We start from the raw sequence: 22,181 nt of genomic DNA on the forward strand, positions 1-22,181 counted from the left end.
AAAAAGGTAGGAAATGCCCCCAACGATCCTTCAACCTGCGTAGAAGAATCGTCAGGCGCATACGCGACAGCGCGAGGAAAGGCGCTGTGAACTGTGTCAGCAGCAACGTTTTGGATTGGCAAGCACATCGCCGTCGCCCGATCAAGGCGCGGCGACTCCCTCGTCACACGATCAGAAGCCCACGCTCGCCTGGACAAAGAACGTACGCGGCTCCCCCAGGTAGATCCCCGAATTGTTATCGCTGGAGCGGGTGAAGTGCTGCTGGTCGAACAGGTTTTTCACCCCCACGCCCAGCTTCAGGTTCGACAGTTGTGCGCCAAAGTCATAGCCACTGCGCACGTTGACGGAAACATACCCCGGGATATCCCCGTACTGGCCATCAGCGGTCGGCTGCGTGATGTAGGTGCTGGTGGTGCCTGGCGCCCGTTGGCCGGACTGGGCATACACATCAAGGTTGTGGGTCCAGCGGTTGACGGCATAACGCAGGCCCAGGGTCGCCACTTCACGGGAGTACAACGGCAGGTCACGGCCCTTGAACGCAACGTCACCTTCGGAGGTTGCCTTGGTGTAGGTAAAGCCGGCATTGGCACTCAGGCCTTCCAGGCGCGGGTCGAGGTTGGCCAGGTCATAATGGGCCGAGGCTTCGATACCCGTGTGCTTGGTAGCCCCCAGATTGGTCCAGCCCACGTCATTGCTGACATATTGCAGCTCATCGGAGAAGTCGATGTAGAACAGCGTCACTTCGCCGCCCCACACATTGTCGTTGTAGCGGGTGCCGATCTCGTAGGTCTTGGCCTTTTCCGGTTGCAGGCCATTGGCCGTCTGGTCGCCATTTCCGCCCTGGCCCAGTTGGAAGTACTGCAAACTGCCGAAGGACGTTTCGTAGTTGGCAAACAGTTTCCAGGCATCGGAAACGTGATACATCACGCTCAGGGCCGGCAGCGGCTCATTGTTCTTGATCTCGCGGCGCTTCTCCTGGGTGCGGGTGCCGTTCAAGCCCACCACCGGGCGGTCATGCCATTCGGTGCGGATGCTCTCGAAGCGGATGCCTGGCGTGATCGTCCACTTGCCGACATCAATTTTGTCATCAATGTAGAACGCGTTGGCCTCGGTGCCACCGGTACGGTCCTGATAAACGTGGCCGTCGTTTTGACCGATTGGCGTGGGGACGTTATTGACCAGTCTCAGGTTGCTGGCCTGTTCATGCATACCTTCTTTCAGGTAGCGGTAGCCGACGCTGACTTCCTGGCTGGTCGGCCCCAGGTCAAACACATGGGACACCCGCGGCTCGATGCCAAAGGTGTAGTAGGTGCGCGGAAAGGAGCCAAGGGTCTGCTGGTCACGGCTGGCGATGTTGCTGCCACGAAAGCTGTCGGAGTAGTACGTCAGCACTTCCGCCTGGGTGCGGTCGTCGATCTGGCGGATGTACTTGAACGAAACATCCTTGCGCCGACCGCTGAAGTTGTCCCAGTCGCGCACCGACTGGTAAGGGTTGGCGTCGAACTGCTTCTGGGTCAGGCCACCGGGCATGTCGGCGCTGGCGTCGTAGTAATGGAAATTCAGGGTGAAATCGTCTTGATCCGTCGGTGCCCAGTGGGTCTTGAGGATCACATCATCGATGTCGTTACCATTGTTGCTGTCGCGATAGCCGTTGCCATTGACCCCGGAGTACAGGAGCGCCATGCCAATGCCATTGTCCGCGGTGCCACCGATAAAGGCGCTGTCGACATGTTTCCAACCGCCATGGGAAGAGGTTTGCAGGGTGGTGCCGACTTCACCGGAAAAGGTCTCGGGGATCGCACGGGTCACGAAGTTGATCACACCGCCGACGTTCTGCGGTCCATACCGCACGGAACCGGCGCCACGCACCACATCGATACTCTCCAGGTTGCCGGCGGAAATCGGTGCCATCGACAACTGCGGCTGGCCGTAGGGGGCGAACGCTGCGGGAATACCGTCAATCAATACGGTGGAACGAGGCGACAGGCGCGACGTCAGGCCGCGTACGCCGACGTTGAGGGAAATATCGCTGCCGCCGGTACCATTGGACTCCTGCACCTGCACACCGGGCACCCGGCGCAGCACGTCACCGACATTCATCGCCCCCTGTTCCACCATGGCTTCGCGACGGATCACCGTCCGCGCGCCGGGGTGGTTCTGGACCACTTCGGCATTGGCATCGCCCAGCCAGTCGCCCACCACATTGATCGCGGTCGCACCGAGTTCCAGGGGCGCACCGGCTTCACCGCTGCCATTGGCAAGGGGATGCAGGGTCACTGAGCCCGAGTCGATCTGGTAGTCCAGGCCACTGCCTTGCAGCAACTGGCGCAGGGCCTGTTCCGGCGACAGGTTGCCCTCAACCGCCGGGGCTTGTTTGCCAGCCACCATCTGTGGGCTGAAAAACACTTGCAGCGAGGTTTGCTGGCCCAACTGGCTCAGCGCAGCCCCCAGGGACTGGGCCTTGATATGAATGGCGGCGTCGGCGTCGGCGTAGGCCGCAGGCATTGCGGCGCTGATTGCCATTGCCAGGGCCAGGGGGGCCCAGCGGGAGGTTTTATTGTTGTTCGCAGCGAGTTTTTTCACGTCGTACCTAGTCCAATGATGCCAAGAGCGCGCGGCCGTTAATGCAAACCAGTTGCAGTTGGGCAAGAAGACGAAGAACTCGGGAAAAACCTGAATCTAGCGTGGAATTATTTCCTGACTACCGTCAGGCAGCGTGCGCAAGGCCACCGGCAGGATGTGCGGCAAGGCCTTGAGCAAGGCATCGGTGTCGCTGGATTTGAACACGCTGGTCAGGCGCAGGTTGCGGGTAGCGGCACTGACCCGCAGGGGTTTTTCGCGGTAACGCGACACTTCCCGCGCCACCTCGGCAAGGCTGGCGTCGTTGAACACCAGCTTGCCAGTCTGCCAGGCCATGAGGGCTTGAGCGTTGACCGGGCGGGCCGCCTCGACCGCGCCCTGGCTGTCGATCGAGGTGCCAAGGCCAGCGGTCAATGTGACCACAGGCTGTGCAGCATGCCCTTGTACCTTGACCGTTCCCGCCTCGACCACCACGCGGGTCTGGTCATCGTCGCGGCGCACATCAAAGCGGGTGCCGGTGACCGTCACCTGCCCTGCCCCGGCCTGCACCACGAACGGCCGGCTGGTGTCGTGCTCGACACTGAACAGCGCCTGGCCCTGTTTGAGTTCGATCCCGCGCTGGCCTTTTTCATAGTGCACCACCACCACGCTGCGGCTGTTCAAATCCATTAGCGAGCCATCGGGCAATGCCACTTGGCGGCGCTCGCCCAGCGCGGTACGAAACTGCGCGTCATACACCGCCGCAGGCTCCAGGCCGCTGAACAGCCCAAGACCCACGGCCACCGCCAGCACGCTGGCCGCCATGGCGTAGCGCACCACCGCACGGCGCTTGCGCGGCACAGGTGTCGCAGCCAACGCCTGCAAACGGACCTTGGGCAACAGGTCGGCGGCGCTCCACACCCCTTGCAGCACCTCGAATTCGTACTGATGAGCGGGATGTTCCCCACACCAGGCATCGAAAAGCCCCTGGTCCTCAACACTCAAGGGTTGGGCCTGCAAACGCACGAACCACTGCGCCGCCTCGTCACGCACCGTTGCGCTGCCACAGGCACACTCACGGGTATCCATCATGGAAGATCCTGTTTCAAAGCCGGCATTGGTCATGGGGCCAGTGCGTCCAGGCGATCACGTAGATGCCGCAGGGTGCGGATCATATACTTTTCCACCATGTTTTTAGAAAGCCCCAGGCGCTCGGCGATTTCCTGTTGGGTCAGGCCCTCGATCTTTTGCCAGATGAAAATCCTGCGGCAATTGAGGGGCAATTCGGCCAGGGCCCGCTCGATGGACTCCGCCAACTGGACCGCGTGCATGAAATGCTCCGGGTCGCCACTGGGCAACGCATTCTGGTCAAGGCCTTGCAGCGCCAGTGCTTCGCGCCGGTCTGCGCGACGATAGGCATCCACCGCAATATTGCGCGCCGTCTGGTGCAAATAGGCGCGCGGCTGCTCGACCAGCACCGACTTGGACTCCAATACCCGCACAAACGTATCGTGGGCCAGGTCCTCGGCCTGCTGGCGATTGCGCAAGCGACGCGTCCAGGTCCCGACCAGTTCTTCGTAGTACGCGAAAAAGCCTGGTCTGCGTGGCGGCTGAGGAGTCATCGAGGGGGCACTGGGTCGGCGGGGCGTGAATAGTAATGCTTCCTATTAAGCGGAGCAATTGCTTCCCGTCGCCAATCCAGCCTCTAGACCAACCGCTTGATCTGCTTATGCCGCCACACCAACCGGTAGTACGCCGTCTGCAACCCCAGCATCACCAGATAGGTCACCGGCAACTCCACCCCCAACACACAGAAGATCGAGATCGCCACCGGCATCAGCACCACGCCGCTGGCGCGCATGATGCCGCCAATCACCGCCTGGAAACCAAATACCAGAAGGCTCCAGAGCATGATGTGCAGCAGGTGCTCAGCCTGGGCCCGGGCCTGCACATCGGTGATGAACAGGCCCAGTAGCCAGTGGGACAGGGCATAGCCGAGCAGGATCAGGCCACCCGTCAGGCACAGAAAGAACAGGTAGACCTGCCACAGCGGGCGTCGCAAAGAGGCCTGCATGAAAAGCGGGGCCTCGGATCTACACAGCGACCGAGGGGTTATAGCGTATTGGATCCGATCATGCTGTGTTTTGCCCAACCCACCCCGCCTATCCCAGCATTTCCCGAAGCCTGTACCACAGCATGCCCAGCGCCAGTAATGGCGAGCGCAACGCTTTGCCGCCCGGAAACGTCATATGGGGCACCCGGCTAAAGGTATCCAGGCCCTGGCTGACGCCAGCGTGGATACCCTCGGCCAGCAGCCGCGCACACCAGTGGGTGACATTCAGACCATGCCCCGAATAACCCTGGGCGTAAAACACGTTGGGATACTGTTGCAACCGACCGACCTGGGGAAAGCGATTGGCGGTAATACCAATCTTGCCGCCCCATTGGTACTCGATGGCGGTGTTAGCCAACTGTGCAAACACCTTGAGCATCTTCGGTCGCATGTAAGCCGCGATATCCACCGGGTCGCGCCCCGAATAATGGCAGGCGCCTCCGAACAGCAGCCGACGGTCGGCGGAAAGTCGGTAGTAGTCCAGGCCCACTTTCTGGTCGCACAACGCCAGGTTCTGCGGGATCAACTCGTCGGCGAGCGCAGCCGGCAACGGCGCCGTGGCGATGATATAGCTGCCGGCAGGCAGCACCTTGCCACTCAGGCGCGGCTCCAGTTCGTCAAGGTGTGCGTTGCACGCCAACACCAGGCTGCCGGCGCGCACGGTGCCACCGGCGCAGCGCACCTGCACAGTGTCGCCATGGATCAGTTGCAGCGCCGGGCTGTGCTCGAAGATCCGCACGCCCAGCGCCTCGGCCACACGGGCCTCGCCCAGCACCAGGTTCAGCGGATGCAAGTGGCCCGAGCCCATGTCCACCAAGCCACCGGCGTACACCTGGGAGCCGACCACCTGCGCCATATCCTGTGCCGCCACCAGGCGGGTTTCGGGCCTGTAGCCCAGGGCAGCCAGGCTGTCCTGTTCGCCCTTGAAGGCAGCAAATTGCGCCGGTGTGTTGGCCAACTCGCAAAAGCCCCAGCGCAGGTCGCAGTCGATCGAATGCTCACGGATGCGCTCCCCCACCAACGCCACCGAATCGATCCCGGCCCGCTGCAGGTAACGCACGCCGTCCTCGCCCACATACCGGGCAAAGCCTGAGACGTCATGGCCAATCCCGCGGATCAACTGCCCACCATTGCGCCCACTGGCCCCCCAGCCGATGCGCCGGGCCTCCAGGAGGACCACCGAAAGGCCGCGCTGGGCGAGTTCAATGGCGGTGTTGACGCCGGTAAAGCCGCCGCCGATCACACACACATCGGCACTCAGGTCCTCGGCCAGTGCAGGACGCTGGGGCATGGCGTTGGCCGACGCCAGGTAGTAGGAACGGGCATGGTCTTGGGAGGCGTTCATCGGTTGGACTTCACTTTGCTCCAGGCCCGGGTCATCACACGCATGATGGCGGGGCTGGGGGTGGTGGAAATGTACAGTTTGTCGAGTACGTCCTGGGGCGGGTACACCTCGGGGTTGTTCACCAATTCCGGCGCCATGAAGGCCTTCGCCGCCGGGTTGGGGTTGGCGTAGCCAACGTAGGTGCTGACCTTGGCAATCACCTCGGGGTCCAGCAGGTAGTTGATAAACGCGTGGGCCTGCTTCGGGTTGGTGGCGTCTGCGGGAATCGCCAGCAAGTCGAACCACAGGTTGCTGCCTTCCTTGGGAATCGCATAAGCGATGTTCACGCCGTTCTTGGCTTCCCTGGCGCGGTTGGCGGCCTGGAACACATCGCCGGAATAACCGAAGGCCACGCAGACATCACCGTTGGCTAGGTCCGAGATGTACTTGGATGAATGGAAATAGGTGATGTACGGACGCAGGGTCAGCAACTTGGCTTCGGCCTTTTTGTAATCGCCTACCTTCTCGCTACGTGGATCCATGCCCAGGTAATTGAGGATCGCCGGGAATGCTTCATCGGCCGAGTCGAGGAACGCCACGCCACATTGCTGCAGCTTCTTCAGGTTCTCAGGCTCGAACATCACCGCCCATGAATCGATGTGATCGATGCCCAGTACTTGCTTGACCTTGTCGACGTTATAGCCAATGCCATTGGTGCCCCACAGGTACGGCACCGCATGCACATTGCCGGGGTCGTTCTGCTCCAGCAGCTTGAGCAGCTTGGGGTCCAGGTTCGGGTAGTTGGGCAATTGCGCGCGGTCCAGCGTGAGGAATGCCCCCGCCTTTACCTGGCGCCCGAGGAAGTGATTGGATGGCACCACCACGTCATACCCGGTGCGCCCCGCCAGCAGCTTGCCCTCCAGGGTTTCGTTGGAGTCGAACACGTCATAGACCACCTTGATCCCCATCTTGGCCTGGAAGTCGGCCAGGGTGGTTTCGCCAATGTAATCGGTCCAGTTATAGACACTGACCGTTGGCGCGGCGTGGCTGGCGCTGCTGAACACCGCTGCCAGGGCCAGCGGGAGAAGCTGTTTGACGAGACGCATATCAACACCCCTTTACATGAGTAATTATTGTTAGAGCCCTGTAGGAGCCGGCTTGCCGGCGATAGCGATTTGCCCGTTGGCGCCTTACCGCCTGACGCACCGCGATCACCGGCAAGCCAGCTCCTACAAGGTGTCAGACGCTGAGCAGCAGGAACTCACGCTCCCAGGAGCTGATCACCCGCTTGAAGTTCTCATGCTCGGCGCGTTTCACTGCGACATAACCCTGTACAAACTTGTCCCCCAGGTACTGCTTGACCGTCTCGCAGGCCTCCATGCGTGCCAGGGCATCTTCGATGGTGATCGGCAGGCGCAGGTTGCGCCGTTCATAGGCGCGGCCTTCCACCGGCGCGCTCGGCTCGATCTTTTCGATCATCCCCAGGTAGCCGCACAACAGGCTGGCGGCGATGGCCAGGTAGGGGTTGGCGTCGGCACCCGGCAGGCGGTTTTCCACACGCATCGCGTCAGGGCTGGAAGTCGGTACACGCAGGCCCACGGTGCGGTTTTCTTCGCCCCACTCCACGTTGACCGGCGCCGAGGTGTCCGGCAGGAAGCGGCGGAACGAGTTGACGTTGGGCGCGAACATCGGCAGCAGCATAGGGATGTATTTCTGCAGGCCGCCAATGTGATGCAGGAACAGCGGGCTCATTTGCCCGCTGGCATCGACAAACACTGGCTGGCCCGTGGCGATGTCCACCACGCTCTGGTGCAGGTGCATGGCGCTGCCCGGCTCGTCGGCCACCGGCTTGGCCATAAAGGTCGCGGCCACATTGTGCTTGAGCGCGGCTTCGCGCAGGGTGCGCTTGAATACGGTGATCTGGTCGGCCAGGTCGAGGGCGTCGCCATGGCGGAAGTTGATTTCCATCTGCGCCGGGCCGTCTTCGTGGATCAGCGTATCGAGGTCCAGCCCCTGGGCTTCGCACCAGTCGTAGACATCTTCGAACAGTGGGTCGAATTCGTTGGCCGCGTCGATGGAGAACGACTGGCGCCCGGTTTCGGCGCGACCGGATCGGCCCACCGGAGTTTTGAGCGGCAGGTCCGGGTCTTCGCAGCGCTGGGTCAGGTAAAACTCCATTTCCGGCGCGACAATCGGCTGCCAGCCCTGCTCGGTATAGAGCTGCAGGACTTTTTTCAGCACATTGCGCGGTGACAGCTCGATGGGATTGCCCTGCTTGTCGAAGGTGTCGTGGATCACGATGGCGGTGGGTTCAATGGCCCATGGCACCACGTAAGTGGCATTGGCCACCGGGCGGCAGACCATGTCGATATCGGCGGGGTCCAGCAGGTCGTAGTAGATATCGTCGTCGACAAAGTCCCCGGTAACCGTTTGCAGCAACACACTTTCCGGCAGGCGCATGCCGCGCTCATGCAGGAACTTGTTGGTGGGCGCAATCTTGCCGCGGGCGATGCCCGTCAGGTCGCTGATCACACATTCGACTTCGGTAATCTTGTGTTCTTTCAGCCAGGTGGACAACTGATCGAAAGGGGCATTCATAAAGACCTCGGCATGGGTTGGGTGCTGCGACGGCTTGTACTCCCGGCGCATTGAGGTCTATCTTGGGCCAGCCCTACCCAGGCATCTATCCACTTTGCACGACCCACAACGCACCAATAGAGTGCGCACGGATCACCCATGACACAGGCAACAGCTTTGCGCGTACAGGCCTTCACCACCGGTGATGTGGCCGCCCAATGCAGTGCGACACCCGGTTGGGTGCAGCAGTACCAGCAGATGTCCCCGGGGCATTTTGCCGGGCAGGTCCGCTACCTCGACTTGCAGGGGGTGCAGGTGTACGAAGAGTGCATGAACACCCGCGTCGAGCAGCACTTCAACGCGCCGCCAGGTTCTCTGGCCTTCTGTTTCGACGGCAGCGACAACGCGCTGTACCTGCTCAATGGCGAAAGCCGCAACACCTGGATCACCCCGGAAAACTACCGCGAAGTGGCAGTGGTGTTCGGCCCGCAGTTCGTGCAACGCCATGGCCTGGATGTGGCACGGCTCGAAGGCCTGTTCATGGCACCGTTGACCTGCCAACAGAACGCGCTGTTCAGCCGCTGGCTCAGTGGCACCCTGACGCGCCTGTCCAGCGTGATCGACCCGATCAGCCGCGATGCCCTCACCCGGCAACTGCTGGACGATTGCCTGTTTATCCTCGACAACGCCTGCGTATGCCTGGACCGCCCCTCATTGCAGCGACGTAGCGCAGAACGCCAACTGATGGCACGTATTGGCGCGTGGGCGGCGGATGCGCCGGATGAAACCGTCAACCTGCTGCAACTGGCGCAGATTGCCGGTGTGCCGCTGCGCCAGTTGCAGCAGGGCTTCAAGACCTACACCGGGATGAGCCCGGCACAGTGGTTGCGCCTGCGCCGGTTGAACGGCGCGCGGCGCGAGTTGTTGAGTTCAACCCAGAGCACGGTGGCCGAGGTGGCGATGAATTGGTCGTTCTGGCATTTGGGGCGGTTTTCCAACAGCTACCGAGAGCTGTTCAAGGAACTGCCCAGCGAGACCCGCAAACGTCACTGCTGAACTGCAACCCTCTGCAGGAGCCGGCAAGCCGGCTCCTGCAGAGGGTTGCATTGCATCTGAGGGGCAGCGAGCACTTATAAAGGCGTGCACTTATGCCTAGCTTATGCGCCCCCGCCCCGCGCTTTAAGGCCTCGCCCCCATGGTTGTGCGTTTTCGTCCCGTCGTCACCTCACGTTTGGCCCTCGGCCTGCTGCTCAGCGGCGGTATCGGCAACAGCCTGGCAGCTGAGCTTGAACTGCCAGCGCTGAACATCCAGGGCCAGGATCAGTCCGGTTATCGCGCGCAAAGCGCCTCAGTCGGTGGCTTCGACGAAGCACCGCTGCTCGATACCCCGGCCTCGATCACGGTGATCAATGCCGCGCTGATCAAGGACCAGCAGGCACGCCTGCTCAGTGAAGTGCTGCGCAACGATGCCTCGGTGGGCGAAAGCTACGCGCCGATCGGCTACTACGAAAACTTCGTGGTGCGGGGGTTTTCCCTGAATGCTGCCAGCAGTTACAAGATCAACGGCCGCACCATCACCGGCGAGCAGAACGTGGCCCTGGAAAACAAGCAACGGGTGGAGTTGCTCAAGGGCCTGGCGGGCTTGCAAAGCGGGATCTCCGAGCCCAGTGGTGTGATCAACTACGTGACCAAGCGCCCGGAAGATGTGCGCTCGGTCACGGTCGCCACCGATGATCGCGGCAGCGGCTATATCGCCACTGATGTCGGCGGCTGGTTTGGCAGCGAACAGCAGTTCGGCCTGCGCGCCAACGTCGCCCATGAAGACCTCAATTCCTATGTCGAACACGCCAATGGCCAGCGCGATTTTGTGTCCCTGGCGTTCGACTGGAACATCAGCCCCGACGCCGTGCTGCAACTGGATGCCGAATACCAGGACAAGCAACAGCGCTCGGTGCCCGGCTACCAGTTGCTTGGCGGCACCGCAGTGCCCCATGACGCCTCGCCGAAAAAACTGCTCGGCCACCAGAGTGGCTCCAAGCAGGTGAGCATCGACTCGCTGAACCTCAACGGCAAGTTCGAGTACCGCTTCAGTGACCAGTGGAAAGGCAACATCAGCGCCGCCCGCAGCAAGGTAGTGATTGACGACTACAGCTCGTTTGCCTGGGGTTGCTACGGCTCCGCCAGTTGCACAGGCGTCAAGGTGCCGAACTACTTCAGCCCGGAAGGCAACTACGACATTGCTGACTACCGCAGCCCCGACGACACCCGGCGCAACGATGAAATCCAGGCGGCAATGACCGGGCTGTTCGACACCGCAGGAATAGGCCATGAACTGACCTTCGGCACCAGCGCGTTCCGCCGGGTGATCGACAAGCGCAAGTCAGTCAACGAGTACCTCGGCACCGCCAATATCGATCAGGACCCGCCAACCTTCCCGCCTACCGACAAGCCGTTGAACGACCGTCACCGACGCCTCGACAGCCGTCAGTACGGCCTGTTCGTCACCGACCGCATCAGCTTCAACGAGCAATGGCAAACCGTGCTCGGTGGCCGCCAAGTGCGCCTGGATGAAAAAGCCTTCGATCAAGGTGGCGTACAGGAGCGTCACACCCAGCAGTACGAGTTCCTGCCCAATGCCGCGCTGATCTACAAGCCGATGGACAACCTGTCGCTGTACACCAGCTACAGCAAAGGCCTGTCCCTGGGCGGCGAAGCGCCGTGGTATGCGAGCAATGATGGGGAGATCCTCGCCCCGACTGTCTCGCGCCAGATCGAAGCCGGGGTGAAATACGACTGGCGCCGTATCAGCTTTGCCGCCGCCGTGTTCCAGACCCGCCAGGCCTATCAGTACGCCAAGCCCGATAGCGCAGGCGACTTCACCTACGTGCAGCAGGGCCAGCAGAAAAACACCGGGCTGGAACTGTCGGCCAATGGCTGGGCCACCGAGCGGCTGCAGATCGCGACCAGTGTGGCGGCGATTCGCGCCCGGGTCAGCGGTACTGGCACGCCGCAATACGAAGACCACCAGACGATCAACGTGCCCAAACTGCGCGCCAGTGTGTACGCCGACTACGCCCTGCCCTGGGTCAATGGCCTGGCGGTACTGGGCGGCGTGCAGTACAGCGCCAGCAAGAACGCCAACCGCACCGGCAATGTGGAGGTGGGGGATTACGCGGTGGTCAATGTCGGCAGCCGCTACACCACCAAGGTCGACGGCTATGAAACGGTGTTGCGCCTGAGCGTCGACAACCTGTTCGACAAGCGCTACTGGCGTGACGCGGGCGAATACATGGGCGATGACTATCTGTTCCAGGGCGCGCCATTGACCGCACGCCTGAGTGCCTCAGTCAACTTCTGACCCCACCCCATCCACGGTAGGCGCTGGCTTGCCAGCGATGGCGGTGGGTCAGTCGCAGACAATTTGGCTGACCTCCCGCTATCGCCCGCAAGCCGACTCCTACAGTGGGGGGCAATTGTCTGGGTTACTTGGGCATCTTGCGAAAGCCCACTGCCAAGCGGTTCCAGCTGTTGATGGTAGCGATGGCCACGCTCAGGTCAACTTGTTCGGCGGCGCTGAACTCGGCCTTGAGCAATGCGTAATCTTCATCCGAGGCGTGGGTCTGGCTGATCAATGTCAGGCTTTCGGCCCAGGCCAGGGCTGCACGCTCGCGCGGGGTGAAGAACGGCGTTTCGCGCCAGGCCGAGACGGTGTACAGACGACGCTCGGTCTCGCCGCCCTTGCGGGCATCGGCGGTGTGCATGTCCAGGCAGAAGGCGCAGCCGTTGATCTGTGAGACCCGCAGGCGCACCAGTTCCAGCAGGGGCAGTTCGATGGACAATTTGCCGACGGCAGCTTCCAGGGCCAGCATGGCTTTCATGGCGTCAGGGGAAGCAGTGTAGAAATCGATGCGGGCAGACATGGTGTTACTCCAGGACAGTAGGAATTGGTGCCCAGCTTAATCACCCCACTGCCCTGCACAAATAGCCAATCCCGGCGAAGAACAGGTAGCCAATGCCCGGTGGTTCAGGCCCGGCTGCGCAGCCAATGCAAGAAGCCCTTTTTCACGGGCACGATCGGCGCGTCCTGGATCAGGTGCTGGGCGGCGTGCAGGCGGAAGTCCAGGAGGTTCTGCATCGCCTCGCTGATATCGTGGCGCGCATCCAGGCACGGCTTGAGGTATTCCTTTTCGATGCGGTAGAGGGTGCAGTAGGTCTTGGCCACAAAATCCGCCGGTACGCCCTGCTCCTCGAGGATCCCGGCTTCGCCGATCACTTCCCCCGGCCCCATGCGTGCGGCTTCGAACGTATTGGCAGCCTTGATGAGCATCACCGAAACCACCCCGGACTCAATGATGAACAGGTGATCGCTGGCTTCCCCCGCCGGCAGGATCATCTCGCCGGCGCGAAAGCTGTGCAGGGTCATGTTCTGGCTGAAGGTCTCCTTCTCTTCCTGGCGCAGGGTCGAGAAGATATTCGAGCTTTCCAGCAATGCCCGTGCTCGCGATGTCGTCGGCGAAGTCGGGCTTTCGGCACTCGACAGCAGGCTCACGCCGGCCGCCTGCAAATGCCGGTAGGCCAGGTCATACAGCTGATTGCGCACCTCGCGTTTAAGGCCCATGGCCGGCACGAAACCGCTGATTTCATATTCCACGCCGCCGCCCGTGGAGGTCTTGAACGCCACGCTTGGCGCCGGGGTGACCAGCAATTGCCGGCAGCCTTGCATGGCACGCTCCAGGGCCTCAAGCACTGTTTGTGGACGCGCATGGGGGCTGACCTGCAGGCTCACTGCCAGGCCGAACATATCGGCCGGGCGCGAGAAATTGATGATCTTGGCCTTGGCCGCCAGCGAGTTGGGGATCACCGCCATGCTGCCCTGGGAGGTTTGCAGGCGCGTGGCGCGCCAGTCGATATCCGTCACCCGGCCTTCGGTGCCGTCGATGGAGATCCAGTCATCCAGTTGGTAGGGCTTGGTGGTGTTGAGCACGATCCCGGAGAACACGTCGCTCAAGGTGCTTTGCAACGCCAGGCCGACGATGATTGCCACCGCGCCGGACGTCGCCAGTACCCCCTTGACCGGCAGGTCGAGCACGTAGGCCATGGCGGCGATGATCGCGATCAGGAAGATCACCGCGCCCATCAGGTCTTGCAGCAACCGCCCGGTATGGCCGACCCGTTGCATCATCAAGGCCCCGAGCAACACCGTCAGGGTGCGTGCGGCAAATAGCCACCAGCCGATCTGCAAGGCCGTGGCGGCCATGTGCAATGGCGTGTTGCCAGCATAAGGCGCGATTTGCATGGGGTTCATGCCGTCGTTGAACAGCACCGCGCTGTAGGCAGCAAAAAGCACCAGGCGGGTGGCCAGTTTCCAATTGCCGGAGTTGGCAGAAAACAGACGCCAGACGACGATATCGATAAGGATCAGCGCCAGGGCGCAGAGCATCGGGTGATCGGAGATAAAAGACAGCATCCAGACGACTCCAGGGCGAATGCCGTGAAGATCGCACGAAATGGGGTTGGCGGGTATAGGTTCCAACGAACGAAGCGAAAACCCTGTAGGAACTGTCTCGCCCGGCGAGGCTGCGATAGCGGTGGGTCGTCTGCGCTACCTGCTGGGCCTTGGTATAACGTTCGATCAGCCGTTGGGGCATGGGGGTTTCCTCCTTTCACGGGCAACCGCCATCCTTGGCCGGTCAACCGGCCTGGCTGTCAGGTTGGGTAAGTCGGGGCGCTGCGCAGGCCTGTCAGCCGTGCATCTGGCCGAACTGGCCGGACTGGAAGTCGACAAAGGCCTGGTGAATCTCTTGCTCGGTGTTCATCACGAACGGCCCGTGGCCAACAATCGGCTCGTCGATAGGGTCACCGCTGAGTAGCAAGACCATGGCATCGTCATTGGACTCCAGGCTGATCTGCTTGCCGTCGCGCTCAAACAACACCAGTTGCCCTTCGCGTGCCAGCTCACTGCCGTTGACTTGCACGGTGCCCTTGAGCACCACCAGCGCGGTGTTGCGCCCGGCGTGCAGGTCCAGGGTCACCGCCTTGGCGCCATTGAGCCGCAGGTCCCACACGTCAATTGGCGTGAAGGTCCGCGCCGGGCCAGTTTGACCGGCGAACTCACCGGCAATCAGGCGCAGGCTGCCGGCGCCATTGGCCAGGGGCAACGACGGGATATCCCCGTCGAGGATGGTCTGGTAGCCGGCGTCGCTCATTTTGTCCTTGGCAGGCAGGTTGACCCACAGCTGCACCATTTCCAGGGCGCCACCGCGTTTGGCGAACGCTTCGGAATGGAACTCTTCATGCAGGATCCCTTTGGCTGCCGTCATCCACTGCACGTCGCCCGGGCCGATGGTGCCGCCTGCTCCAGTGGAGTCGCGGTGCTCCACTTCCCCCTTGTAGACGATGGTCACGGTTTCAAAACCGCGATGCGGGTGTTGGCCCACGCCACGTCGCTGCGTAGTGGGGGGGAAATCCGCCGGGCCGGCGTGATCCAGCAGCAGGAACGGGCTGATGTGCTTGCCCATGGTGTCGTAGGAAAACAGGGTGCGAACCGGAAAACCGTCGCCTACCCAGTGGCCCCGTGGGCTGGTGTAGATACCAATGATGTTTTTCATGGTGTTTCTCCTAATCAGTGCATGGATACACCTTAAATCCGTTACCTTTATTGCACTAGATGGCAAAAACGACCCTTAGCGTTCTATTTGGAGAACGATGGTGGAAGACCTCAATACCCTCTACTACTTCACCCAAGTGGTCGAACACGGCGGTTTCGCCGCCGCCGGACGGGCCCTGGACATGCCCAAGTCCAAGCTCAGCCGGCGCATCAGCGAGCTGGAGGAGCGCCTGGGCGTGCGCCTGATCAACCGCACCAGCCGCCATTGCTCCCTGACCGAGATCGGCCAGGCCTATTACCAACGCTGCCTGGCGATGCGTATCGAAGCCGAAAGCGCCGCCGAAGTGATCGAACGCAACCGCTCCGAACCCCAGGGTATCGTGCGCATAAGCTGCCCCACCGCCCTGCTCAACTCCTGGGTCGGGCCGATGCTCACGCGCTTTATGCTGCAGTACCCGTTGGTGGAGTTGCATATCGAGAGCACCAACCGCCGCGTCGATGTGGTCCACGAGGGCTTTGACATCGCCCTGCGTATCCGCTTTCCGCCACTGGAAAGCAGCGAATTAGTGATGAAGGTGCTGGGCAACAGCACCCAATGCCTGGTGGGTAGCCCGCAGTTGCTGGCGCGCATGTCCAGCCCTGCACTGCCGGCCGACCTCCATGGGCTGCCGAGCCTGCATTGGGGCTCGGCGCAACGTGAATACCAATGGGAGTTGTTTGGCAGCCATGGCGCCAGCGCGGTGATCCGCCATGTACCACGCATGGTCACCGATGACTTGCCGGCCCTGTGTCACGCGGCAAAGGCCGGCATCGGCGTGGTGCACCTGCCCAGTGCAGTGGTGCGCGACGACATTGCGGCCGGGCGCCTGGTCAACCTGGTCCCCGGCTGGGCACCGCGCACCGGGAGTGTCCATGCGGTATTCCCCTCGCGCCGGGGCTTGTTGCCGTCAGTACGGGCCCTGATCGACTTCCTCGGTGTGGCGTTCGGGCAGAGCGATATGGTGTAGCTCACAAGGACAACATTTCCCCCCTTGGCCCCGTAGGCGCTGGCGTGCCAGCGATCGCGGGCTGCCTGCTGCCGCATCGCTGACTGAACCGCCGTTATCACTGCCAAGCCAGCGCCTACAAAGGAGCGGCCAGCCACATACCGAAGATGAAGAGAAGCTGGATTAAATTATATTTCGGTCATAATATGCGAATTAATATTACGACCGTAATTTTTTAATTCCCCGCATCAACAGGAGCCTGAAATGAGCCCACGCCCTCTCCTCCAAAGCCTTTTCCCGCCCCTGGCCCTGTTGCTCCTGCTCAGCGGCTGCAACAGCCAGGCCGACCCCACTGCCGAGGCTGCCGTCCCGCGTGCGGTGCTGGCGGCCAAGGTCGAAGCCGCCGCCAGCCAGCAGAATGCCTATACCGGGGTGGTGGCGGCCCGTACCGAAAGTGACCTGGGGTTTCGGGTCAGCGGCAAGGTGATCGAGCGCAAGGTCGATCCCGGCCAGCATGTATCCCGCGGCGACGCCCTGCTGGTCCTGGATATCGGTGACTTCGAGCTCGCTCTGCGTTCGGCGAAAAACCGTGTCAACGCCGCCCAGGCGCAACTGCGCCAGCGCCGTGATGACGCCCAGCGCTACCAACGCCTGACCAGCACCGGCGCGGTGTCACGGCAGATTTTCGACCAGTCCGCCACTAACCTGCAGGTTGCCCAAGCGCAGCTCACCGCCGCGCAGTCGGATGCCAGCCAGATCGAAAACCGCCGTACCTACTCGGTACTCAGGGCCGATGGCGATGGGGTGATCACCGATGTGCAGGTGCAGCGCGGGCAGGTGGTGGCCGAAGGGCAGGTCGTCGCGCGCCTGGCCCACGACGGGGCGCGGGAAGCCATCATCCACCTGCCGGAAAACCAACGCGACCATGCCTCGCAAAAAGCCCTGGCCCTGCCATTCGGCGCGCCGGACCAGGCCATCAACGCGACCTTGCGCGAATTGTCTGCCAGCGCCGATCCCGTCACCCGCACCTATCGCGCGCGCTATGTCTTGCACGGCACGGTTGAGCGTCTGGCCCTCGGTTCCACCATCACCCTGCGCCTGCAAGGCAACGGCCAGCCGCCACAGACCCGCGTGCCGATTGGCGCCCTGCAGGATACCGGCAACGGGACCGGGGTCTGGCTGATTGGCGCAGACGACAAGGTCAGCTTCGCCCCCGTCACCGTGGCCAGCCTGGGCCAGGAAGAGGCCCTGCTTTCCAGTGGCGTCAGCCCCGACCAACTGATCGTCGCCCTCGGCGCGCACCTGCTGCATCAGGGTGACAGCGTGCGCCTGTTGCCCGCCCAGGCACTGACCCTCAATCGTCGCCAGGAACCTTGAGCATGCATGGCCTCAACCTCTCCGCACTGGCGGTCAAGCACCGCGCTGTCACGCTGTTCCTGATCCTCGCGATCCTCGCGGCCGGGATTTACGCCTTCGACAAACTGGGGCGCGCCGAAGACCCGTTGTTCACCGTCAAGGTCATGACCATCACCGCCGCCTGGCCCGGCGCCACGGCCCAGGAGATGCAGGAGCAAGTGGCCGACCGCCTGGAAAAGCGCCTGCAGGAACTGGACGACTATGACCGCGTCGAAACCATCGCCCAGCCGGGTTTTGTGTCGATGCGCATGACCTTCCTCGAATCCACGCGCCCCAATGAAATCCAGGACCGGTTCTACCAGACCCGCAAAAAGCTCAGCGACGAAGCCGCCAGGCTGCCCAAGGGCGTGATCGGGCCGTTCTTCAACGATGAATATTCCGATGTGTACTTCGCCCTGTACGCTCTGGAAGCCGAACACCTGCCCCATCGCCAACAAGTGCAGATGGCCGAAGCGATGCGCCAGGATTTTCTCAGGCTGCCAGGGGTAAAGAAGGTCAATATCCTCGGTGAACAAGCACAACGGGTGTTCGTCGAGTTTTCCTATGAACGCCTGGCGACCCTGGGAATCAAGCCCGAACAGATCTTCGCCGCCCTCGCCGCACAAAACGCCGTGGCACCCTCGGGGTTTGTCGAAACGGCCGGCGCCCGCGCCTATATCCGTATTGACGGCGCCTTTGACAGCCTGGCGCTGATTGAAAACGTACCGCTGCCGGTGGACGGCAAGGTATTGCGCATCGCTGATGTCGCCACCGTCAGTCGTGGTTATGAAGACCCGCCCAGCTACCGCATCCGCCACCAGGGCGATCCCGCCTTGATGCTCGGCATCATCATGGAAAAACACTGGAACGGCCTGGACCTGGACAAGGGCCTCAAGGCCCTGGAAGACAAAATCCAGGCGGACCTGCCCCTGGGCGTCACCTTTGCGAAAGTCTCCGACCAGGCGAAAAACATTCGCCTGGCGGTCAATGAATTCATGCTCAAATTCTTCGTCGCCCTGGCCGTGGTGATGGTCATCAGCCTGTTGGCCCTGGGCTTTCGTGTCGGTTTGGTGGTGGCGGCAGCGGTGCCGCTGACCCTGTCCATCGTGTTCGTGATCATGCTGCTGACTGGCCGCGAATTTGACCGTATCACCCTCGGAGCACTGATCATTTCCCTGGGCCTGCTGGTGGACGACGCGATCATCGCCATTGAGATGATGGTGGTGAAACTCGAAGAAGGCTTCGACCGCATCCACGCCGCCACCTTCGCCTGGAGCTCCACCGCCGCGCCGATGCTGACCGGCACCCTGGTGACCATCATCGGCTTTCTGCCAGTGGGTTTCGCCCGTTCTGGCGCGGGCGAGTATGCCGGCAACATCTTCTGGATCGTCGGCTTTGCCCTGATCGCTTCGTGGTGGGTGGCAGTGGTGTTTACCCCGTACCTGGGGGTCAAGCTGCTGCCGGACATCAAGCCAGTACTCGGCGGCCATGACGCGATCTACGCCGGCCCCTGGTACCAGAAACTGCGCCGCCTGGTGCAGGCCTGTGTACGCCGGCGCTGGCTGGTGACCGGGCTGGTGGTGTCGGCGTTTGTGCTGTGCGGCGTGGGCATGGGCGTGGTGAAGAAGCAGTTCTTCCCCAACTCCGACCGCTCGGAACTGATCCTGGAGGTGTACATGCCACCGGGCAGCGCCTTCAAAAACACCGAGGCGGTGGCAGCGCAACTGGAAAAGGCACTGCTGCAAGAACCGCAGGCCCGCCTGGTCGACACCTACGTGGGCGGCGGTGCGCCGCGGTTTTTTCTTTCCCTGAACCCCGAGTTGCCCGACCCGGCGTTCGCCAAGCTGATCGTGCAAACCCCCGACGCCCAGGCCCGGGACGCCTTGAAACTGCGCATGCGCGAGCGTATTGCCGGCGGTGAATTCCCCGCCGCGCGGGTGCGGGTCACACAATTGCTGTTCGGCCCGCCGGTGCCCTTCCCGGTGGTGTTTCGCGTGTCTGGCCCCGACTTGAACCGGTTGCGCAGCCTGTCCGAAGAGGTACGCCAAGTGGTTGCCGCCAACCGCCTGGCCAAGGACGCGTTCCTCGACTGGGGCGAACGCAGCAGCGGTTATCGGCTGGTGCTGGATCAGGATCGCCTGCGCCTGCTGGGCTTCACCCCCAACGAGGTCAAATCCCAGCTCAATGCCCTGCTCAGCGGCAACCCCATTACCGAAGTGCGCGAAGGCAACCGTACCGTGTCTGTGGTTGCCCGGGCCCAAGGCAGCCAGCGTGAAGATCTCGGCAACCTCGACAATATGACCCTGACCAACAGCACCGGCGTGTCGGTGCCCCTGGCCCAGGTCGGGCATTTCCAGGCGGTGATGGAAGAACCGATCCTCAAGCGCCGCAACCGTGCGAGCACCTTCGAGGTGCGCGCCGACATCGTCGACGGCGTGCAACCGCCCGATGTGGAAATGGCCGTCTACAAAGACCTGCAACCACTGATCGCGCGCCTGCCGCCCGGCTACCGCGTGGACATCGGCGGCCCGGTGGAAGAAAGCGCCAAGGCCAACGTTGCCCTGGCGGCACTGTTCCCGATCATGATCCTGCTGACCCTTACGGTGATCATGTTCCAGGTGCGCTCGTTCGGCGTGATGCTCATGGTCTTCGCCACCGCCCCGCTGGGGTTGATCGGTGCAATGCCGACTTTGCTGCTGTTCGACCAGCCGTTTGGCTTCAATGCGATCCTGGGTCTGATCGGGATCGGCGGGATCCTGATGCGCAACACCCTGATCTTTACCGATCAGATCCGCCAGAACCAGGAACAGGGCATGGCGACCGGCGAAGCGATTGTCGAAGCCACCGTACGCCGCGCACGGCCAGTGATCTTGACCGCGCTGGCGGCAGCGTTGGCGTTTATTCCGTTGACCTTGTCGGTGTTCTGGTCGTCGCTGGCCTATGTGCTGATTGGCGGGGTTCTGGTGGGCACGTTGTTGACGCTGCTGTTCCTGCCGGCGTTGTGCAGCTTGGTGTTGGGACGGGACAAGGTGGGGGCGGCAATCCCCCAAACACACCGTCACCCCCTGTAGGAGCGGGCTTGCCCGCGATGGCGGCATGCCAGTCGTCGCCGATATGACTGACCCACCGCTATCACGGGCAAGCCCACACACAGAGGGCTATGTGATCGCACCCGACTCATGTCGCTGAGGAATCTGCGGTAGCGGCGGGCCAGCCAAATCTCCACTCACTGACCGGACGCCATCGCCGGCAAGCCGGCTCCTACAGGTTGAGCGCTTAGGGTTTGGCCAGTTCCATGATCATCCGGCTCAACAGGTAGATCCTCGGCGCCACGCTCTCCACCTCGGCATATTCCTCTGGCGTATGGATATTGCCGCCGACAATCCCGAACCCATCCAGTGTCGGGGTGCCGACGCCCGCCGACAGGCTGGCATCCGCCGCCCCGCCGCTGCCTTCAATCGTCAGCTTGCGGCCCAGTTCGGCGTAGATGCCCTGGGCAATCACCACCAATTTGTCGGATTCAGGCGTCTGCGGCATGGGTGGCAACCCCCGTCGCAAGGTGGTCGTGACTTGCGTTTCAGCAATCAACTTATTGGCGGAAACCCGCGCCAGATCCTTCTCGATCCGGTCAAACTCTTCCGGCAACACCGCCCGCACATCCGCCTTGGCCGTGGCCTGGTCGGGAATCACGTTAGTGCGATCACCGGCCTTGAGCACGGTGAAGTTGATGGTGGTCTTTTTCTCTTCATCCCCAAGCTTGCCCAGTTGCAGGATCTGGTGGGCCACCTCCATCGCCGCGTTGCGCCCCAGCTCCGGGGCCACGCCAGCGTGGGCGGCTTTGCCCTTGACCTCGACCACGGCAGTGGCGCTGCCCTTGCGCCAGACCACCAGGCCATCGGCTGGGCGCCCGGGTTCCAGGTTCAGGGTGACATCATGGGCCTTGGCGGTTTTGCGGATCAGTTCGGAGCCGGTCTCGGAGCCGATTTCTTCGCTGGCATCGAGCAGGAAGGTGATTTGGGCGTAGTCCGTGAAGCGCTGGTTTTGCAGCACTTTCAAGGCGTAGATCCCGGCGACGATCCCGCCCTTGTCGTCCATCACCCCAGGGCCATAGGCGCGGCCATCCTTGATATGGAAGGGCCGCTCGGCTGCCGAACCTTCCTTGAACACCGTATCCATATGCGCCATCAACAGGATTTTCGCCTTGCCCGTGCCTTTGAGGGTAGCAATCACATGGCTGTTATTGGCCGCAGCATCCGGCACCTGTTCGATGCTGAAACCCAGTTGTTTCAATTCATCGACGGCAATGTCGCGCACCTGGGTCAGGCCAGGCTTGTAGCCGGAACCCGAATCGATATTCACCAGACGCTCCAGCAACTTCAACGCCTGGGCCTTGTACTGCTCGGCATCGGCCAGGATCTGCGGGTGGGGTTCGGCGCTGAAGGCCGGCATGGAGATGCCCAGGGACAGCGCCAGGGCAGCGGACAGTACCGTGCGGTGGAGGGTGAGAGTCATGAACAGATCCTTGCTTTTTGTTAGAGAGGGAATGTCACACCCTACCTGACAATGGCCTCGTTGTTCACCCGCAAAACGGCAGGAATATATTCGGCAGGCACCACCGAA

General features: G+C 62.1%; 15 protein-coding genes and 1 pseudogene. 5 read left to right on the plus strand and 11 right to left on the minus strand.

The annotated features are described in order from the left end of the window. Positions 1 to 171: 171 nt before the first annotated feature. The 7 genes and pseudogenes from HZ99_RS06545 to HZ99_RS06575 all read right to left on the minus strand — a co-directional run bounded on the left by HZ99_RS06545 (position 172) and on the right by HZ99_RS06575 (position 8,594). Entirely contained in the window at positions 172 to 2,583 is a 2,412-nt protein-coding gene (locus HZ99_RS06545; RefSeq protein WP_038441923.1) for a TonB-dependent siderophore receptor, read from the minus strand. 96 nt (positions 2,584 to 2,679) lie between these two features. Continuing rightward, a complete protein-coding gene (locus HZ99_RS06550; RefSeq protein WP_038447962.1) occupies positions 2,680 to 3,648 on the minus strand; it encodes a FecR family protein in 969 nt (322 codons plus the stop codon). Positions 3,649 to 3,680: 32 nt separating this feature from the next. After that, positions 3,681 to 4,181: a sigma-70 family RNA polymerase sigma factor gene (locus HZ99_RS06555; RefSeq protein WP_038441924.1), complete on the minus strand. Its 501-nt coding sequence runs from the start codon at positions 4,179 to 4,181 to the stop codon at positions 3,681 to 3,683. Between the two features lie 83 nt (positions 4,182 to 4,264). Further along, positions 4,265 to 4,594: pseudogene (locus HZ99_RS06560) on the minus strand (MATE family efflux transporter); the annotation flags it as partial. A gap of 127 nt (positions 4,595 to 4,721) precedes the next feature. Next, a complete protein-coding gene (locus HZ99_RS06565) occupies positions 4,722 to 6,017 on the minus strand; it encodes an NAD(P)/FAD-dependent oxidoreductase (RefSeq protein WP_038441926.1) in 1,296 nt (431 codons plus the stop codon). Then, positions 6,014 to 7,102, minus strand: coding sequence for a polyamine ABC transporter substrate-binding protein (locus HZ99_RS06570; RefSeq protein ID WP_038441927.1), 1,089 nt, complete (start codon positions 7,100 to 7,102; stop codon positions 6,014 to 6,016). Before HZ99_RS06570 ends, HZ99_RS06565 begins: the two co-directional genes overlap by 4 nt. Before the next feature lie 133 nt (positions 7,103 to 7,235). Continuing rightward, positions 7,236 to 8,594 carry a glutamine synthetase family protein gene (locus tag HZ99_RS06575; protein ID WP_038447964.1) on the minus strand — a complete coding sequence of 453 codons (1,359 nt, stop codon included), beginning with the start codon at positions 8,592 to 8,594 and terminating at the stop codon, positions 7,236 to 7,238. Between the two features lie 138 nt (positions 8,595 to 8,732). Between HZ99_RS06575 and HZ99_RS06580 the strand changes: the two genes are divergently transcribed. Together HZ99_RS06580 and HZ99_RS06585 are read left to right on the plus strand one after the other, a co-directional pair. After that, positions 8,733 to 9,629 carry a helix-turn-helix domain-containing protein gene (locus tag HZ99_RS06580; RefSeq protein WP_038441928.1) on the plus strand — a complete coding sequence of 299 codons (897 nt, stop codon included), beginning with the start codon at positions 8,733 to 8,735 and terminating at the stop codon, positions 9,627 to 9,629. 139 nt (positions 9,630 to 9,768) lie between these two features. Then, entirely contained in the window at positions 9,769 to 11,931 is a 2,163-nt protein-coding gene (locus HZ99_RS06585) for a TonB-dependent siderophore receptor (RefSeq protein ID WP_038441929.1), read from the plus strand. Positions 11,932 to 12,055: 124 nt separating this feature from the next. On the opposite strand, the gene HZ99_RS06590 is transcribed toward HZ99_RS06585, so the two are convergent. The 3 genes from HZ99_RS06590 to HZ99_RS06600 all read right to left on the minus strand — a co-directional run bounded on the left by HZ99_RS06590 (position 12,056) and on the right by HZ99_RS06600 (position 15,181). Further along, a complete protein-coding gene (locus tag HZ99_RS06590) occupies positions 12,056 to 12,493 on the minus strand; it encodes a carboxymuconolactone decarboxylase family protein (protein ID WP_038441930.1) in 438 nt (145 codons plus the stop codon). A 104-nt stretch (positions 12,494 to 12,597) separates the two neighbouring features. Beyond that, the gene (locus HZ99_RS06595; RefSeq protein ID WP_038441931.1) at positions 12,598 to 14,040 is read right to left on the minus strand and encodes a mechanosensitive ion channel domain-containing protein; all 1,443 of its coding nucleotides are present in this window, start codon (positions 14,038 to 14,040) and stop codon (positions 12,598 to 12,600) included. Positions 14,041 to 14,314: 274 nt separating this feature from the next. After that, positions 14,315 to 15,181, minus strand: coding sequence for a pirin family protein (locus HZ99_RS06600; protein WP_038441932.1), 867 nt, complete (start codon positions 15,179 to 15,181; stop codon positions 14,315 to 14,317). Positions 15,182 to 15,278: 97 nt separating this feature from the next. Between HZ99_RS06600 and HZ99_RS06605 the strand changes: the two genes are divergently transcribed. The 3 genes from HZ99_RS06605 to HZ99_RS06615 all read left to right on the plus strand — a co-directional run bounded on the left by HZ99_RS06605 (position 15,279) and on the right by HZ99_RS06615 (position 20,632). After that, positions 15,279 to 16,187: a LysR family transcriptional regulator gene (locus tag HZ99_RS06605; RefSeq protein WP_080727679.1), complete on the plus strand. Its 909-nt coding sequence runs from the start codon at positions 15,279 to 15,281 to the stop codon at positions 16,185 to 16,187. A 243-nt stretch (positions 16,188 to 16,430) separates the two neighbouring features. Further along, positions 16,431 to 17,543 (plus strand): efflux RND transporter periplasmic adaptor subunit, encoded by a 1,113-nt coding sequence (locus HZ99_RS06610; RefSeq protein WP_038441933.1) that lies wholly within the window; start codon positions 16,431 to 16,433, stop codon positions 17,541 to 17,543. A gap of 2 nt (positions 17,544 to 17,545) precedes the next feature. Further along, entirely contained in the window at positions 17,546 to 20,632 is a 3,087-nt protein-coding gene (locus tag HZ99_RS06615; protein WP_038441934.1) for an efflux RND transporter permease subunit, read from the plus strand. Between the two features lie 205 nt (positions 20,633 to 20,837). Here the strand turns inward: HZ99_RS06615 and HZ99_RS06620 are convergent, their stop codons facing one another. Next, positions 20,838 to 22,073, minus strand: a complete 1,236-nt coding sequence (locus HZ99_RS06620; RefSeq protein ID WP_038441935.1) for a M20/M25/M40 family metallo-hydrolase — start codon at positions 22,071 to 22,073, stop codon at positions 20,838 to 20,840. Between the last annotated feature and the right edge of the window lie 108 nt (positions 22,074 to 22,181).

Source organism: Pseudomonas fluorescens, assembly GCF_000730425.1.
GTDB lineage: Bacteria > Pseudomonadota > Gammaproteobacteria > Pseudomonadales > Pseudomonadaceae > Aquipseudomonas > Aquipseudomonas fluorescens_X.